Here is a 16,169-nt window from a genome sequence, read left to right on the forward strand (position 1 = left end):
GATGAGGGCAGACGGTGGCAACCCGAGCACAGAGCGGGATTATCCCATCAATTAGTCGATGGCGAAAATCCCGAAAACTGCGCAATTTCGGCACCTTGGGGCTGGTTCTTCTAGGCCCAGTGCTGGCGCTTGCGACCTATCTGGTCATTGGTCCATTTGACCTGGGCGCGACCGCGCCGACCCTGCGTCTGATTCTGCTTGCCGACCTTGTTTACGTCCTTGTAGTGGCGGCTCTAGTGCTCAGCCAGCTAGGCTCTCTGATCGCAGCCAGACGCGCGAAATCGGCGGGGTCTCGCCTACATTTGCGTCTGATCGGTGCTTTCACACTCTTGGCATTGGTGCCCACGGTCACGGTTGCCATCTTTGCGGGTCTGACCGTGAATATCGGTCTTGAGGGCTGGTTTTCAGACCGTGTGCGTCAGGTCGTCGGGTCATCGCTGACTGCAGCTGAGGCGTATGAGCTGGAACACCGGCAGGGTTTGACCCAGGATGCAGCCGTTCTGGCGCTGTTTCTGGACAACGCGCGGGCCCGCGATTTCTATATCTCGGACGCGGAACTGCGCGAGGTTCTGGCGCAGGGGCAGGCGCAAATTCAACGGGGTCTGCGCGAGGCTTACGTGATTGATGGCAGCGGCGAAATCCGGTCACGCGGGGATCGATCCTACCTGTTCAGCTACGAAGAACCCACGCCCGAGCAGATGGTCGAAGCGGCTGATACCGGCCTGTTGATCATCGCCGATTGGGAGAACAACGAATTCCGCGCGCTTGTTCCGCTGCAGGCCTATCTGGACCGATACCTCTATGTCAGCCGCGAGGTTGATGGTCAGCTACTGACGCTGCTGGACGATACCAAGGAAACGGCGCAGTTCTACCAGCAGCTTGAAAGTGAACGCGGCAGGGTCCTGTTTAACTTTGGCCTTCTGTATCTGGGGTTTGCCTTGATCCTTATCCTTGCCGCGATGTCTCTGGGCATGTGGTTTGCCGAACGCCTGTCGCGCCCTGTCGGTCGTCTGACCACAGCCGCGCAACGCGTCGGTGCCGGCGATCTGAGCGTACAGGTCATTGAAGAGGCCAGCGACGACGAAATCGCGATGCTGGGCCGGTATTTCAACCAAATGACCCGGCAGCTTAAAGGCCAGCGCGATACGCTGCTGGAAAACACGCGCCAGATTGAAAGCCGCCGCCGACTGTTTGATTCCGTGCTGAGTTCGGTCACATCGGGCGTTGTGGGTGTTGACCCCGACGGCGGTATAACCTTCGTGAACCGCTCGGCCGAGCGTTTGCTGGACTGGTCGCGGGGCGAACAACATCTGTCGATCGGTATCGCAGTGCCCGAATTCCTGCCGCTGTTTGAAAGCCTGAAAGAGGGCGGGCAGGAGGCCGTACAGGGCGAGATCAAGGTGACCCGCAAAGGGCAGTTGGAAAACCTGCTTGTGCGCATGGCCACGCGTCGGGGTGAGGATGGCACGCTTGAGGGTTACGTGGTGGCCTTTGACGATGTCACCGATCTGGTCAGCGCCCAGCGTATGGCCGCCTGGGGTGATGTGGCCCGGCGCATCGCGCATGAGATCAAGAACCCGCTGACACCGATTCAACTAAGTGCCGAACGGATTAAACGCAAATTCTCATCCAAACTGGATGAGGCAGATTGCGACACGCTCGAGTCAATGACCGATGTGATTGTCCGGCAAACCAATGACCTGCGGCGCATTGTCGATGAGTTCTCAAAATTTGCACGGATGCCGGAACCAGAGCGGCGACAGGAGGATGTGGTTGCGTTGGTGCGTGAGGCCGTTTTGCTGCAGCAGGCGGGTCAGCCAGATGTGCAAATCGATGCGGATTTGCCGGAACAGTCGATCACGGCTGATTTGGATGCAACCATGCTGAACCAGGCGTTGACAAATCTGATCAAGAATGCGGGCGAGGCCATTGGAACCTTGAAAGAAAAAGGCGCGCCCGAGAACCTGAAGCCACAGATAAAAGTGGCCGTTTCCACGGATGATGCGGGCACGATCATCACCATTGCCGACAATGGTATTGGCCTTCCCGAAGATCGCGCGCGCTTGTTCGAACCTTATGTAACCACACGCGACGAAGGGACCGGGCTGGGCCTGCCCATCGTCAAGAAGATCATCGAAGAACATGGCGGAGCGCTGACCTTGGAAGACGCGCCCGTATTCGACGGACAGGACCATTTCGGCGCAATGGCGGTGATCCGTTTACCGGGGGCGTCCCTCCCACCAAATTCAGCGCCACAAAAACAGGCGATTAAAACCAACAAACTGAAAGCAGGCCAAAGATGAGCGACATTCTGATCGTAGATGACGAACGCGATATTCGCGAACTGGTGTCCGACATTCTGGAGGACGAAGGCTATTCCACCCGGCTGGCGGCAAACTCGGATGAGTGCATGTCGTCGATCAATTCCGAGCCGCCAGGGTTGTTGATCCTGGATATCTGGCTGAAAGACAGCCGTATGGACGGGATCGATATCCTGAAGACGGTGAAGCGCGACAACCCGGATGTGCCGGTGGTGATCATTTCCGGTCACGGCAATATCGAGATCGCGGTCGCCGCGATCAAGCAGGGCGCGTATGACTTTATCGAGAAGCCCTTTAACATTGATCAGTTGATGGTGGTGATCCGCCGCGCGATGGAGACCTCTCGCCTGCGCCGTGAGAATGCCTCGCTCAAGCGCAAAGAAGTCAGCAGCTCGGATATGATCGGCAAATCCGCCTCGTTCCGGGCAATGCAGGGCCAGTTGGACAAGGTCACAAAATCGAATGGGCGCGTGATGCTGAGCGGTCCAGCAGGATCAGGCAAGGAAATTGCCGCTCGGTATATTCACGCGCATTCAAACCGTGCCAACGCGCCTTTTGTGACCGTCAATTGCGCCGGGATCGAGCCAGAGCGGGTCGAAGAGGTTCTGTTTGGCCGAGAATCCTCAGAACGCGGGGTCGAACCAGGGTTGCTGGAAGAGGCCCATGGCGGTGTGGTCTATTTTGACGAGGTTGCCGATATGCCTCTGGGTACGCAGTCGAAAATCCTGCGGGTGCTGGTGGATCAACAGTTCCAGCGCGTGGGTGGCAGCGACAAGGTGCGGGTGGACTTGCGCGTCATATCATCCACCAACAAGGATCTAGACGAAGAGATCGCAGCCGAACGGTTCCGGGAAGAGCTGTATCACCGTCTGAACGTTGTGCCAGTGGACGTGCCATCGCTGGAAGACCGGCGCGAGGATATCCCTGTTCTGGCCCAGCATTTCATCGAAATGTGCAACGAAACCCAAGGCTTGCCGATGCGCGAGCTGTCGGAAGAGGCTGTGGCCCTGCTGCAAACCATGACTTGGCCCGGCAATGTGCGCCAGTTGAAGAACCTGATCGAACGCGTGCTGATCCTTGGTGATGGGACCGGCCCGATTGAGGCGCGCGAGCTGCCAAGCGATGAGGACAAGGCCGAAGAATCGGGCCGCGTCGTTCTGTCGGGTGCTCTCGCGACCCTGCCGCTGCGCGAAGCGCGTGAGGCGTTCGAGCGGGAATACCTGCTGACCCAGATCAACCGCTTTGGTGGCAATATCAGCCGCACCGCCAGCTTTGTCGGGATGGAGCGCAGCGCGCTGCATCGCAAGCTGAAATCGCTGGGTGTTGTAACCTCGAACAAATCCGGGGCGCGGGTGGCGCAAATAGATGAGCCGGAACCGGCAGAGTAATCTGCAGGTCTCATAAGGCAGGGGGCGATGCATACAGTTCCGTCAAAACCGGGTGGTATCAGCCTGAGGTCTTGCGCCTATCCGGGTTTCGGCAAGCGCCTGAAACGCCTGCGTCAATCCATCGGTTACAAGCAATCTCATCTGGCCGAGTTGTTGCAGGTCGATCAGGCAACTGTTTCACGTTGGGAGCGGGGCGGACAAACCCCGCCACCAGATACGCAGCAGGCGGTCTTCGCCGCGTTCGGACCGGCACGCGCAGATGACAGCGCCCTGCGACGACTGGTTGAGACCTCATCGGATTGCCTTCATCTGGTCGAGGAGGCCAGCCATAGATGCCTTGCCTATTCCGCCAGCCGGGCAAGGGACTGGAAAACCAGCCAGAATGCACTGTTGGGCGTATCTCTTTGGCAGTTTGCTACCGAGGAAATTCAACAGGCCGAGGCCGAGTTGGACCGGGAAGGGTGGTGGGATGCCCACACACCCATGCCAAAGTCCTTTCTGACTTCTGAAGCTGTGCATGATCGCATTCGCATCAGTGCCGGAGAGATCATTTGGGAGCGCCTTTATCTGTCGGATGGAACACCGGTGCGACTGGTCAGCGGCGCCCGGCGCCAGGCCGCATAATTTATGCGTTCCCCGACCTGACCGGGCGCTGTAGAAGCGCCTTATGACGCAACTGTTTCAGGTTCTCTTACTTTGGCTGGCGGGGCTGGGTGCCGCGACGCAGTTTGCCAAGATTGCTGTGCCATTTCCCGAGGTATTGCAACTCTACCCCGATCACGCCGAAACCATGGGTTGGCTGCTGTCGATCATCAGCCTGCTTGGTGCTGTTCTTGGCGCCGTATCCGGGTCAATCGTGGGTCGTCTGGGGCCAATCAAACTGTTGATGTTTGGCCTTGTGCTTGGTGGTGCACTTTCTATCTATCAGGCGACCGGGCCGGGCTTTCAGATCATGCTCGCCAGCCGATTTGTCGAGGGATTGTCCCATCTGGCTATTGTTGTGGCTGCACCAACCTTGATTGCACAGATCACAACCGGCAAAGCGCGCAATATGGCCATGGTTTTGTGGAGCACGTTCTTCGGCGTGGCCTTTGCCCTGAATGCCTGGCTTGGGCTGCCCTTGGTCGAAATCTATGGCCTGTCCGTCTACTTTGCGTTGCATGGCATCCTGATGATCGCCATCGCGGCATTGATCCCGATCCTTCGACTGAAGGTCATACAGACAGCCGAACCCGCTCCGTGGCATTGGCGAGAACTGTGGGCAGTGCATCTGCGCACCTACCGCTCGCCATTCGTATCGGCCCCGGCAATAGGCTGGTTTTTTTACACCCTGACGTTCGTCTCGCTGCTGGCGATCCTGCCGGGGCGCTTGCCGGATGACATCAGCGCGACTGTTGCGGGTCTGATGCCGCTGGCCGGGATTGCGCTGAGCTTGGTGGCGGTGCCGGTCTTGCTCAACGTGATGTCAGGCGTTGCGGTGGTTAATCTGGGGTTTGCGCTTGCGATCCTGTCTATCTTGGGCGTTTTTGCTGGTCTGCCGCTGGGTTTGATCTGTGTCGCACTGTTTGCGGTGTTGGGCCTCGTGCAGGGCGGCAGCTTTGCGGCCGTGCCGATTCTGAACCAATCCGCTGAAACTCAGGCGCTCGGCTACGGCGCGATGGCGCAGATGGGCAATGCTGGCAATTTGCTGGGTACGCCGGTTCTGTTGGCGGTTCTGTGGCGGGTCGATGAGGCTGGGATGCTGATCAGCGTCATCGCTATTTACGCACTTGCCATCCTGGCGCATTGGGCGCTGGCCCGCAGGCGTGCCGCTAACAGGGATTCAGCCTGACTGACCGGGCGAAATGATCTGGAATGAGCCGTCATCGAATTTGACGAAACAGGATTGCGTGGTCAGAGGCGGCAATGTCGTGGTGCGCTGCACGGGGACACCTGATTTCACAGCCCGTTTGCAGGGTGGCAGGCTGACCGGGCGATAGCCTTTTTGGGCCATACATTGTGCCTCGACCTTGTTGCGCAGGTTCTTGTTCACATCGACCGTATAGATCTGACCGGGTTCCCACCAGCCGGGCGAGCGATAGCAGGACCCACGCCCATCGCAATATGTTCTGCCCGGCCAATAGGTTGGCGGCCCTTGCCGGACCTGATTTGCAACCGGCGCGTCCTTGAGTGCCTGAACTTGACATTGCGTGGTCTCGGTCTGCATGCGCGAGACGCTCTCACCTTCTTGATAATACAGTGACAGCGGTCCACAGGCGGACAGCGCCATCAGTGAAATGAGAAGGGGACCAAGCGTTTTCATGTGCTTATCTTGCCCCACACAGGTGGGGATGACAATTCAATTGACCGTATCGGGGGCATCTGTCATTCAAAGATTTCAGGCAGAAGGGCCAGAAACATGAAGGTCATCATTTGCGGTGCGGGTCAGGTTGGCTGGCAGATCGCACGGCATCTTTCCGGCGAATTGAACGACGTGACCGTGGTGGATAACAATCCTGATCTGGTGCGCCGCGCGACCGAGACACTGGATGTTCAGGGTATAGCAGGTTTCGCCAGCTATCCCGACGTTTTGGACCGGGCAGGGGCCCGTGATGCCGATATGATCATCGCCGCGACCCACTCGGATGAGGTGAATATGGTCACCTGCCAGATGGCGCATTCGGTCTTTGCCATCCAGCGCAAGATCGCGCGGTTGCGTTCGAAATCCTATCTCGAAGCGATCCATTCCGACCTCTATCGCCGCGATCATCTGCCCATTGATGTTGTGATCAGTCCCGAACGCGAGGTGGCCGCCGCCGCCATGCGTCGCCTATCGGCGCCGTCGGCCTTTGACACCGAGATGTTTATGGATGGCAAGGCACAGCTGTTGGGCATCCGCATCGAAGAGGATTGCCCGATTGTCAACACGCCCCTGCGCCAACTGACGGATCTGTTCTCGACCCTCAGCTCTGTGGTGGTGGGCATTCGGCGCGAGGGTACCTTGTTCGCTCCGGAATCCGAGGATCAGCTGTTTGTCGGCGACGAATGCTATGTCTTTGCCAGCGTGAATGATGTGGACCGCACGATGGAGGTGTTTGGCAAGTCGCAGAAACGCCAGGACCGAGTGGTGATCGTTGGTGGGGGTAATGTTGGTCTGGAAGTCGCGCATGCTCTGGAAGAGCGTGAAGGTCGCGTGCGGGCGAAGATCATTGAACGTGATCGTCACTGTGCCGAAAAGGCCGCCGAGGCGCTGGAGCGGACGATTGTTTTGCATGGTGACGGGCTGGATTCGAACCTGCTAAGAGAGGCGGGGATTGACCGCGCAGATGCGATGCTGGCCGTCACGGATGATGATCGCACCAACATGCTGGCGGCTGTACGCGCCAAGGCCGAGGGCTGCGCTTTGGCGATTGCGCTGATCAACGATCCGTCGATGGTGGCGTTGATGGGGCCGCTGGGTATTGACGCCTATATCAACCCGCGCGCGACAACGGTCAGTTCGATCCTGCGCCATATTCGCCATGGTCGCGTGCGGCAGGTCTATTCCATCGGCGATGCCGAGGCCGAGGTGATCGAGGCCGAGGTCCTGTCGACCTCGCCCATGGCCGGGCAGAAACTGCGCGATATCGATTTCCCTGAAGGCGTTCTGGTTGGGGCAATTCGCAAAGGCGATGAACTGCTACGCCCCACTGGCAGTCTGCGGATCGACGAAAAGGATGTGGTTGCCATCTTTGCCATGGCCAAGGATGTGCCCGAGGTGGAACGGCTGATGCAGGTCTCGATCGATTTCTTCTGATGGCGCGCGCGAGACCACAACAGATCGGTGTTTTGCGGCGAATACCGCTGTTCTTGCTGATATGGGGCTGTGTTTCGATCACAATGTGGATTCCGGCGATCTACGCATTGGTGCTGGATGACCACGATACGTCGCGGTCGTTCTTGTATTCCGGCATTCTGGGCCTGTTTCTGGTTTCCACAATTGCGCTGGCCTCATCAAACCGGATTCCGCGGCGTGGAACATTGGGGCAGTTGGCGGTTTTGCTGGGGTGTTTTACAGTCCTGCCGATTTTCCTGGCCATCCCGTTTCATGACGCGCTGGGCAATACCTCCTTTCTGAACGCCTATTTCGACATGGTGAGTGCGATGACCACAACCGGGGCGGATTTGTTTCCCGACCCTAATCGCCTGAGTGCTCCCTTACATCTTTGGCGCGCCTTTGTCGGCTGGATGGGTGGCCTGCTGATGTGGATTTCGGCGGCCGCGATCCTTGCGCCTTTGTCGCTGGGCGGGTTCGAGGTCACGGCCAAGGGGCAGCCGGGGCGCCCCGTCTCTGGCGTCGCACAAAGCGAAAGGATCGACCCGCGTGGTCGCGTGATCCGAGTAACCCGTACGTTGACGCCTGTTTATGCTGGATTGACGGCGGTGATCTGCGTGTTGTTGCTGATTGCCGGAGAGCAAGGCCTGACCGCGATCTGTCATGCGATGTCGATCATGGCGACGTCTGGCATATCCCCCGTAGGGGGGCTTGAGGGGGCGCAGGCGGGCTTTACGGGTGAGGCGATCCTGTTTCTGTTCCTGTTCTTCGCCTTGTCCCGACTGACCTTTTCGGCAGACACAGCCACGAGCGGTTTTTCACGGTTAGACAAAGACCCCGAATTCAGGATTGGCCTGATGATCGTGCTTGGGGTTGCCGTTTTGCTATTTGTCCGCGTTTGGGCCGGTGTGAGCGAGATTGGGGGCCAGATGCAGCCTTTGCAAGCCCTTCAAGTGATCTGGGGCATGTTGTTCACAGGTTTGTCCTTCCTGACAACCGCCGGGTTCGAAAGCGCCAACTGGAATGATGCTCAGCAAATCTCGGGTCTTGGCACGCCGGGCTTGATCCTGATGGGGCTTGCGCTGGTCGGCGGTGGCGTGGCCACTACGGCCGGTGGGGTCAAACTGCTGCGGGTGTTTGCCCTCTACTTGAACGGAGCGCGCGAGATTGACCGCCTGATCCATCCCTCATCGGTCAGCGGCGCCGATGGCGGTAACCGACGCATCCAGAGTGACGGTGCCTTTATCGCGTGGATCTTCCTGATGTTGTTTGCCCTGACGCTGGCGGTGTTCAACCTGTTGCTGGCTGCGATGGGGGCGGGGTTTGAACAGGCCATGGTTCTCAGCGTGGCCGCGCTGAGCACGACCGGGCCGTTGATCGAGCTTGCAACCGACGTGCCGATCCGCCTGATTGACTTGTCGGCGGGGGCGAAACTGACCCTGTGCGCGGCAATGGTAATTGGCCGGTTGGAGGCTTTGGCTATCATTGCCTTGATCACCCCGTCGCTGTGGCGGGATTGAGCCAATACGAAGGTCTGGCGTTACTGCCTGATTTTTCATCTGGAATATCTGTGCGCAGCACTCCATACTCCCCCGGAGGGAGCGCGTTGGTCCGCAGCGCGTAGCAAGAACAACGGCGAGTTAATAAAATATGGCTTCGGACAGACAGAATCTTCAGGACGCGTTCCTGAACAATGTACGGAAAGCAAAGGTCCCGGTCACGATTTTCCTGATCAATGGTGTAAAATTGCAGGGTGTGATCACTTGGTTCGACAATTTCTGCGTATTGTTGCGCCGCGACGGACAGTCGCAGCTGGTATACAAACATGCAATTTCGACGATCATGCCATCGCAGCCGATCAGCCTGTATGAGGGCGAAGACGCCTCTTGATGGAACATGAAAGGGCGCACACCCGGGCTTGGGTGCTGCATCCTGAAATCAAATCAGATGAACAGCGCCGCGTTCCCGAACCAGCGCTGGAAGAGGCGGTGGCACTGGCCGCCGCATTGCCCGATCTGGATGTGATCGGGTGCGAGGTTGTGCGCCTTCAGCGGGCCCAACCCGGATTGCTGTTCGGCAGCGGAAAGATCGAAGAACTGGCCGAGCGTCTGCATGATGCCGAGATCGAGTTGGTTCTGATCGATGGTCCCGTGACACCTGTACAGCAGCGCAATCTGGAAAAGGCGTGGAAGGTCAAGATCCTTGATCGGACCGGTTTGATCCTGGAGATCTTCAGCGACCGCGCCCGCACCCGTGAAGGGGTGTTGCAGGTCGAGATGGCAGCGCTCAGCTATCAACGCACGCGTCTGGTACGCGCCTGGACCCATCTGGAACGACAGCGAGGCGGTCTTGGTTTCGTCGGTGGCCCGGGTGAGACCCAGATCGAGGCCGACCGCCGCGCCATTGACGAACAACTGGTTCGTTTGCGTCGGCAACTGCAAAAGGTGGTCAAGACGCGCACGTTGCATCGGGCCGCGCGCGCCAAGGTGCCTTATCCGATCGTGGCGCTTGTTGGGTATACCAACGCCGGGAAATCAACGTTGTTCAACCGTCTGACCGGGGCTGAGGTGATGGCCAAGGACATGCTGTTCGCCACGCTGGACCCGACCATGCGGCGTGTTGTTCTGCCGGATGGGCCCGAGGTGATCCTGTCAGACACGGTGGGTTTTATCTCGAACCTGCCAACCGAACTGGTTGCAGCCTTCCGCGCCACGCTGGAAGAAGTTCTGGGCGCCGATCTGATCGTCCATGTGCGCGATATCAGCCATGAAGACTCGCAAGCGCAGGCCGAAGATGTGCAAGCGATTCTGACCGCACTTGGTGTAGATGATGAACGCCCAATGCTCGAGGTTTGGAACAAGACCGACCTGTTGGAGGCTGACGAGAAAGAGGCGACACTGGCTCGGGCCGAGCGTGACCCAATGATCTTTGCGATCTCGGCTGTGACCGGCGACGGGGTCGACCCGCTGCTGGCCGAGATTGCGCGTAAACTGCAAGGTGTGCGCCATCAGATCACGCTGTTTCTGGGCTTCTCTGAGGGCGACAAACGCGCCTGGCTGTTCCGTCAGGATGTGGTTCGATCAGAGGAACAGACCGAGGATGGGTTTGAAATCACCGTCTTGTGGACCGAGAAGCAGGCCGCGCAATACGCGGGGCTCTAAGTCTCGTCCCGACCAACTTGCCTTTGATACTCTGCCAGATCAAACCACCAGTTTGAGGACCTGATCTTGTAGCTTGGCTCCAGTTCCCATTCCTCCCATCCGCGGGTCACGACAGCATTGCCGGTCTCGGTATGTTTGCCTTCCAGCGTCCAGACGAATAGGGCCCGGGGCCCGGCCCATCGCAGCATATCGCATCTCAGGTCCAGATCAGGGATCTCCGCAAACAGGTCTCGCGCCATAGCAGCAATCGCATCGCGGCCTTCCAAAGGTGCAGCACCGTTTATCACCATCTGGCAATCCGCCGCGAAATAGGCTGCAACGGCTGCAGCGTCGCCGGAACTCCAGGCGATGGCATAGTCGCGCGCGAGGTTGTTCAGGACGTCCCGAATGCTGGCCATGATTGCCCCCTTGATCCCAGTAGATCGGTGCCAGGATGGTAGGCGAAATTGGTCAACCATTCCATGACGCCCCACCAAACGGGGCGGGGAGTCGCCGAATGGGCGGATTATTGCGGGATCAGGTTGGTCACACCAACGGCGGCCGCACGCGCCAGATCGATATCCAGCGACATCGGGATGTACTCACCGCGTCGCCACAGCTGTGCCTGATCATCGTAGTAGCGTGACAGGAAATGCCCAGACTGCCCGGTGGACGTGATGAAGACCGAACTGTCGGGATCGGCGAAGTCATAGACGCCGCGATAGCCTGCGCCGTGCACGTTCTGGAACGGATTGGGCCCTTCGCCCGAGGTGCGACCGCGCAGCAGTGTGTTGTCCCCTCCGCTGGTCGATTGGCGGATGTTTACGAAATAGCGCAGCACGGGCACTTCTCCCAAAACGGGGTGGTCATGGGTGGCCTGATGGGCATCGCCCCAACGCAAGGTTTCCAGCGCGCGCCCGTAGTTTTCGGAGATCCAGATCAACGCATCGTCCAGCGCCAGCCGCGCCATGTCCGTGCAGGTTTCAACCGGCGCACTTTGGCGCACATCACACCAGACCGAGGCGCCATCGATATCGCGGTACACCCGTTCAATGAACAAAGGTTCGACATGTTTGTATTCGCTGGCCAGTGGGCCAAGCTCATCCGCGATCAAACGGATTTGCAGGGCGCGCAGCCAGGCTGCATAGATCAGTGGCTCGGGCAGATGTTCATTCATCTCACCATTCCAGTCGGCCAGCAGGGACAGGGCGATTTGGCGCTGACGTTCCGGTGTGCCCTCGGGCGCGGATTCGCCGGTAAACCACAAATCAGCCCCAATCAGTGGCAGCAGCGACCGTGCGGTGAAGCTGACCGTGTCCAGTTGTGCCTCGATAAAACTGTCGCGGGTGTGTACCTCGCGCGATTGCATCAGGCGTTCCCAACGATGGACGCGCTGCGTATCGCCCCATTCGTAGGAGACATGGTTGGGAAAGGGGCGGTCGATGATCTTATTGTTGGTATTGCCCAGCAGCCCCCCGACCGGAGACACAAATTCCGGGTTATTGGCGTAAGGCAGGCGGCCTTGCCATCGGTTGGCCTCGATCCAGCCAGGGGTTGGGATGCGACCCTTGCTTTGATTGCGCAGATCGCGCTGGGGCATTGCGCCGATCAGCTTCATGCCAATGGTGTCCGTGTCGACCAGCGACAGGTTTTGTGAAGGTGAGATGAACAGTTCGGCGGTTTCGATGGCCTCTGAGACCGAGTTTGCGTTCATCAGACCCATCGACGCGGTCATCGAAGTGTCGTTGGGGCTCAGCGCCGTCCACGACAAGGAAACGACATGACCCGGTGGTGTCACGGTTTCAAGATCGTAGTGGCTGCCGGGCAGCACGGGACCGTTCTCGGTCCAACGCAGTGTCAGGGTAATGGGCGCCTCGTCCTTGATCTCAATGATCGACGGGCGTGTGCGGAATTCCTTGTACCCGTCGGGCGTCAGATATTCTTCGGGGTTATCCGGGTTCAATTGCTCGATGTGCAGGTCCTGATCGTCCAGATAGGACGAGGTCAGCCCCCAGCCCAGCCGATCACTGCGTCCGCTCATGACGGCGGGAATTCCAGGGATCGTCGCGCCGATCACGCCACCGTTTTCCAGCCCAAGACGCGCCAGATACCAAATGCCGGGTGCGGTGAACCCCAAATGCGGGTCATTGGCCAGCAAGGTGCCACCGCTGGCCGAACGCGCGGGCGCAGCACCCCAGGCGTTTGAGGCCCCAGCCAGCCCGCGTTTCGGGAAGGGTGATAGGGGCGTATCAGGCATATCTGTCCCCGCAGCGTATCGGGGAAGACCTGGGAATAGGTCGGCATATTCCGGCAGGGCCGCGATCCCGGCGCCGGGAACGTCCGGCAATATGTCGGCCAGGCGCGCAGGGTCGTTCAACATCAAAGAGGTGCGGGCGCGCAGAACCTCATCCTGCAGGTGGCCGGAAAGCTGTAGTCCCATAAGCTTGATCACAGCGATGCTGTCGCCCGGTTGCCAGGGAGATACCGGAGCGTTGAACAGAAACATCTCGGGCGCGCCGCGACCAAGCGCGTCTTCGTTGATCTGGCTTAGACGGGCATTGACGCCAGCCGCATAAGCGCGCAACGCGGCTTTGGTATAGTCGTCCTGCGCATCGAATGAACGATGAGCCAATCCATAGAGATCAAGGCGGCGCAGCAGTTTGTCGATAGGCACGGTACGGGCCCCGAAGATCTCGGACAGACGGCCCTGTGCGGTGCGGCGCATCACCGTCATCTGCCACAGGCGGTCCTGCGCGTGGGCAAAGCCCAGACCAAAGAACACATCCGGGTCTGTTTCCCCCAGAATATGGGGGACGTTGGCGGTGTCTCGAATGATCTCAATAGGGGCGGATACCCCTTTTACTTCAAGGGTTTGATCGTAATCGGGCAGGGACTGGCTGGCCAGATAATAGATCAAACCAATCGCTGCAAGCACCAGCAGGATCAGGCCTGAGGTGATACGCACCAGCCAGCGAAAAACAAGACCCATAGTTGCCCCACATACCCGTTCAGTTTCTGTTTGCGCAAAGACTAAAGGATGGGGCCCCTAATCAAAAGAGGAACGCGGGGGGAACTTGCGCCAAACCCGGACAAAGACAAACCCCGCCGCAAATACCACGACGGGGTTAGCCAAGGGGGGTGGTGCAACTGGTTCAGGGAATAATGCGGGTGTATTTGGTGCCTTCAACTGTGGCACCGATTTGCAGACCAGCCTGCCCGAAGACGGCGGCCAGAACCGGTGAACGCAGCGTTGTGGTGTCGGTTGACAAGGATTCACCCTGATCACTGACCACATAGCCCACATCGGCCCCGGCGGTCCAACCGCTGGAGCGGCGGAAATCATTCAGCGCGTCTTCGGTCATGAAGAACAGCACATGGGCGTATTGCTGGGCCCCGATCTGCAGACCCGCCGTGCCTTTGACGGCCGAGTAGTAATCGACCGTTGCATCATTGATGCGCAATGCGCCGCGACCATATCCACCGCCAAAGACAAACCCGGCTTCGGTGATCAATGGCATGACCAGTAAGCCATTGGCTTTGCTGGCAATTTCAACCGTGTTGGGGTAACGGCTGTACATTTCGGTCAGGGTTGCATCGACGCGCGCATCAATCGTGGCTGCGTTCGCGTTGCCGACACCGTTTCCGCAAGCGGCGGTTACGGTCAGCCCGGCCATGCCAAAGGCAAAGCCGCGACGGCTCAGTCGGGGGGATTGGGAACTGCTCATGTTTCCTGTCTCTTGTATTATGTGCCTGATATGTCGGGTGATCCCGATCTTATGTGCAAGAATACGCCGATTGCCGCGCCATGTCACGGGAAAGCTTTGGTCTGCTCAGCGGAGATCGGCGAAATACCGCGACAAACAAGGGTTTTAGCCCTGCATGATGCGCGCGACTTGCGGGGCGAAATAGGTTAGGATGCCATCACATCCGGCGCGTTTGAACGCCAGCAAGCTTTCCAGCATCACCTTGTCGCCATCGATCCAGCCGTTTTGCGCCGCGGCCTGGATCATCGCGTATTCGCCCGAGACCTGATAGGCATAGGTGGGCGCGCCGAACGTGTCCTTCACGCGGCGGCAGATATCCAGATAGGGCATACCGGGCTTGATCATCACCATATCGGCCCCTTCGGTCAGATCGCGTTCGATCAGACGCATCGCTTCGTTCGAATTCGCCGGATCCATCTGATAGGTCTTCTTGTCACCGGTCAGCGCGCCGGACGCGCCCACCGCATCGCGGAAGGGGCCATAAAAGGCGCTTGCATATTTTGCGGCGTAGCTGAGGATCATCACGTTATGATGGCCTGCGCCTTCCAGCGCCGAACGCATCGCGCCGATCCGGCCATCCATCATGTCTGACGGTCCGATGATATCGGCCCCGGCTTCGGCTTGTGCCAGAGTCATCTTGACCAGCGCCTCAATGGTCTGATCATTCATGATCTCGCCATCCACCACATAGCCGTCATGGCCGTTGATGTTGTAAGGATCCAGCGCCACATCGGTCATGATTGCCATGTCCGGCGCCGCTGCTTTGATTGCGCGGATGGCCCGGTTCGACAGGTTGTCAGGATTCCAGGCCTCGGCGCAGTCTTCGGTTTTCAGTGCCGCGTCCGTGTAAGGGAAAATGCAAATCGCGGGGATACCAAACGCCTGCGCCTCAACTGCGGCCTTCGTGATCAGATCGACAGAACGGCGCACAACGCCCGGCATCGATGGGACAGGTTCCTCGATCCCTTCACCATCACGTACAAAGACGGGCCAGATCAGATCATCTGTGGTTAATGTGCTTTCGCGCACCAGTGCCCGGATCGCACCGGATTGGCGGGCCCGGCGAAAGCGGGTCAAAGGGTAGGGGGCGATGGTCGGTTTCATGGCGCGTCCTCCTTGAACATTGCCGCATTGGGTGGCATGAATTCGCCAAGGGCTCAAGGGTACCAATGAACGCGCCGCTGCGATAGAACCCCCTGAGGATTTTGAATAAAGGGCTGGGTTTGGACTGGTACACCTCGATCTTCGAACTCATCGACATGCGCAGCTTTTCGAATCTGTGGTTCTGGATCGTCCTTGCCGTCATGTGGTCGACGGCCAGCCATTGGGTAATGGGGGTCCCTTACGATCTGGTCGTTCGTGCGCGTCGTGTGGGGGGGCAGGTTGAGGTTGATCTGCTGGACATCGTGCGGATCAATACCAATCGTTTGCTATATTTCCTTGAAATGTCCGGGGTTATTATGTTGGCGTTGGTCTGCTTTGTCTTTACCGGCATGGCGACGATGGGCTTTTACTATGGGGTCGAGTTTGCACAGGCCCTGTTTCTGTTGATGTTTCCAATGGCCATCGTCACGGTGATTAACATCTTTCACGCCCGTCGCTTAAGACAGCATGAACTTACAATGGATAGGGTCGCCAAAAACTTGTCGCGTTGTCGCTTGTACACGCAAATCATCGGCATGATCTCGATACTGGTCACTTCGCTCTGGGGCATGTATCAGAACCTCTCGATTGGCGTTCTGGGATAGCGTAATCTGAAAGGC

Annotated in this window: 14 protein-coding genes; 9 read left to right on the top strand and 5 right to left on the bottom strand. The window is 58.6% G+C overall.

Annotated features, from left to right (window positions below):
* Positions 1–14 precede the first annotated feature (14 nt).
* The 4 genes from AC2FGE_RS02420 to AC2FGE_RS02435 are packed head-to-tail and all read left to right on the top strand — an operon-like array spanning position 15 to position 5,540.
* Positions 15–2,303, top strand: a complete 2,289-nt coding sequence (locus tag AC2FGE_RS02420) for a sensor histidine kinase NtrY-like (protein WP_496817580.1) — start codon at positions 15–17, stop codon at positions 2,301–2,303.
* A complete protein-coding gene (ntrX, locus tag AC2FGE_RS02425; protein ID WP_496817581.1) occupies positions 2,300–3,709 on the top strand; it encodes a nitrogen assimilation response regulator NtrX in 1,410 nt (469 codons plus the stop codon). The genes AC2FGE_RS02420 and ntrX overlap by 4 nt, the downstream gene beginning before the upstream one ends.
* Positions 3,710–3,736: 27 nt before the next feature.
* Positions 3,737–4,333, top strand: a complete 597-nt coding sequence (locus tag AC2FGE_RS02430; RefSeq protein WP_496817582.1) for a helix-turn-helix domain-containing protein — start codon at positions 3,737–3,739, stop codon at positions 4,331–4,333.
* A gap of 43 nt (positions 4,334–4,376) precedes the next feature.
* The gene (locus tag AC2FGE_RS02435) at positions 4,377–5,540 is read left to right on the top strand and encodes an MFS transporter (RefSeq protein WP_496817583.1); all 1,164 of its coding nucleotides are present in this window, start codon (positions 4,377–4,379) and stop codon (positions 5,538–5,540) included.
* Here AC2FGE_RS02435 and AC2FGE_RS02440 read toward each other — a convergent pair.
* Positions 5,532–6,011, bottom strand: coding sequence for a hypothetical protein (locus AC2FGE_RS02440; RefSeq protein WP_353006938.1), 480 nt, complete (start codon positions 6,009–6,011; stop codon positions 5,532–5,534). The genes AC2FGE_RS02435 and AC2FGE_RS02440 overlap by 9 nt on opposite strands.
* A 96-nt stretch (positions 6,012–6,107) precedes the next feature.
* Here AC2FGE_RS02440 and trkA point away from each other — a divergent pair, with 96 nt between their 5' ends.
* The 4 genes from trkA (at position 6,108) to hflX (ending at position 10,663) form a co-directional block, all read left to right on the top strand.
* Positions 6,108–7,484, top strand: a complete 1,377-nt coding sequence (trkA, locus tag AC2FGE_RS02445) for a Trk system potassium transporter TrkA (RefSeq protein WP_496817584.1) — start codon at positions 6,108–6,110, stop codon at positions 7,482–7,484.
* Positions 7,484–9,022, top strand: coding sequence for a TrkH family potassium uptake protein (locus AC2FGE_RS02450; protein ID WP_496817585.1), 1,539 nt, complete (start codon positions 7,484–7,486; stop codon positions 9,020–9,022). Before trkA ends, AC2FGE_RS02450 begins: the two co-directional genes overlap by 1 nt.
* A gap of 130 nt (positions 9,023–9,152) precedes the next feature.
* Entirely contained in the window at positions 9,153–9,392 is a 240-nt protein-coding gene (gene hfq / locus AC2FGE_RS02455) for an RNA chaperone Hfq (protein WP_010440340.1), read from the top strand.
* Positions 9,392–10,663: a GTPase HflX gene (gene hflX / locus AC2FGE_RS02460; protein WP_496817586.1), complete on the top strand. Its 1,272-nt coding sequence runs from the start codon at positions 9,392–9,394 to the stop codon at positions 10,661–10,663. Before hfq ends, hflX begins: the two co-directional genes overlap by 1 nt.
* On the opposite strand, the gene AC2FGE_RS02465 is transcribed toward hflX, so the two are convergent.
* The 4 genes from AC2FGE_RS02465 to hemB form a co-directional block, all read right to left on the bottom strand.
* Positions 10,660–11,061 carry an SgcJ/EcaC family oxidoreductase gene (locus AC2FGE_RS02465; protein WP_496817587.1) on the bottom strand — a complete coding sequence of 134 codons (402 nt, stop codon included), beginning with the start codon at positions 11,059–11,061 and terminating at the stop codon, positions 10,660–10,662. The two genes, hflX and AC2FGE_RS02465, sit on opposite strands and share 4 nt — an antisense overlap.
* A gap of 107 nt (positions 11,062–11,168) precedes the next feature.
* Positions 11,169–13,631: a penicillin acylase family protein gene (locus AC2FGE_RS02470; RefSeq protein WP_496817588.1), complete on the bottom strand. Its 2,463-nt coding sequence runs from the start codon at positions 13,629–13,631 to the stop codon at positions 11,169–11,171.
* Positions 13,632–13,794: 163 nt separating this feature from the next.
* A complete protein-coding gene (locus AC2FGE_RS02475; protein WP_496817589.1) occupies positions 13,795–14,367 on the bottom strand; it encodes a lipid-binding SYLF domain-containing protein in 573 nt (190 codons plus the stop codon).
* A gap of 144 nt (positions 14,368–14,511) precedes the next feature.
* Positions 14,512–15,510, bottom strand: a complete 999-nt coding sequence (gene hemB, locus AC2FGE_RS02480; protein WP_496817590.1) for a porphobilinogen synthase — start codon at positions 15,508–15,510, stop codon at positions 14,512–14,514.
* Between the two features lie 119 nt (positions 15,511–15,629).
* Between hemB and AC2FGE_RS02485 the strand changes: the two genes are divergently transcribed.
* Complete coding sequence (locus AC2FGE_RS02485) at positions 15,630–16,154, top strand: component of SufBCD complex (protein ID WP_496817591.1); 525 nt, start codon at positions 15,630–15,632, stop codon at positions 16,152–16,154.
* Positions 16,155–16,169: the final 15 nt, after the last annotated feature.

The sequence above is a fragment of the Ruegeria sp. YTSA075 genome (assembly GCF_059610245.1).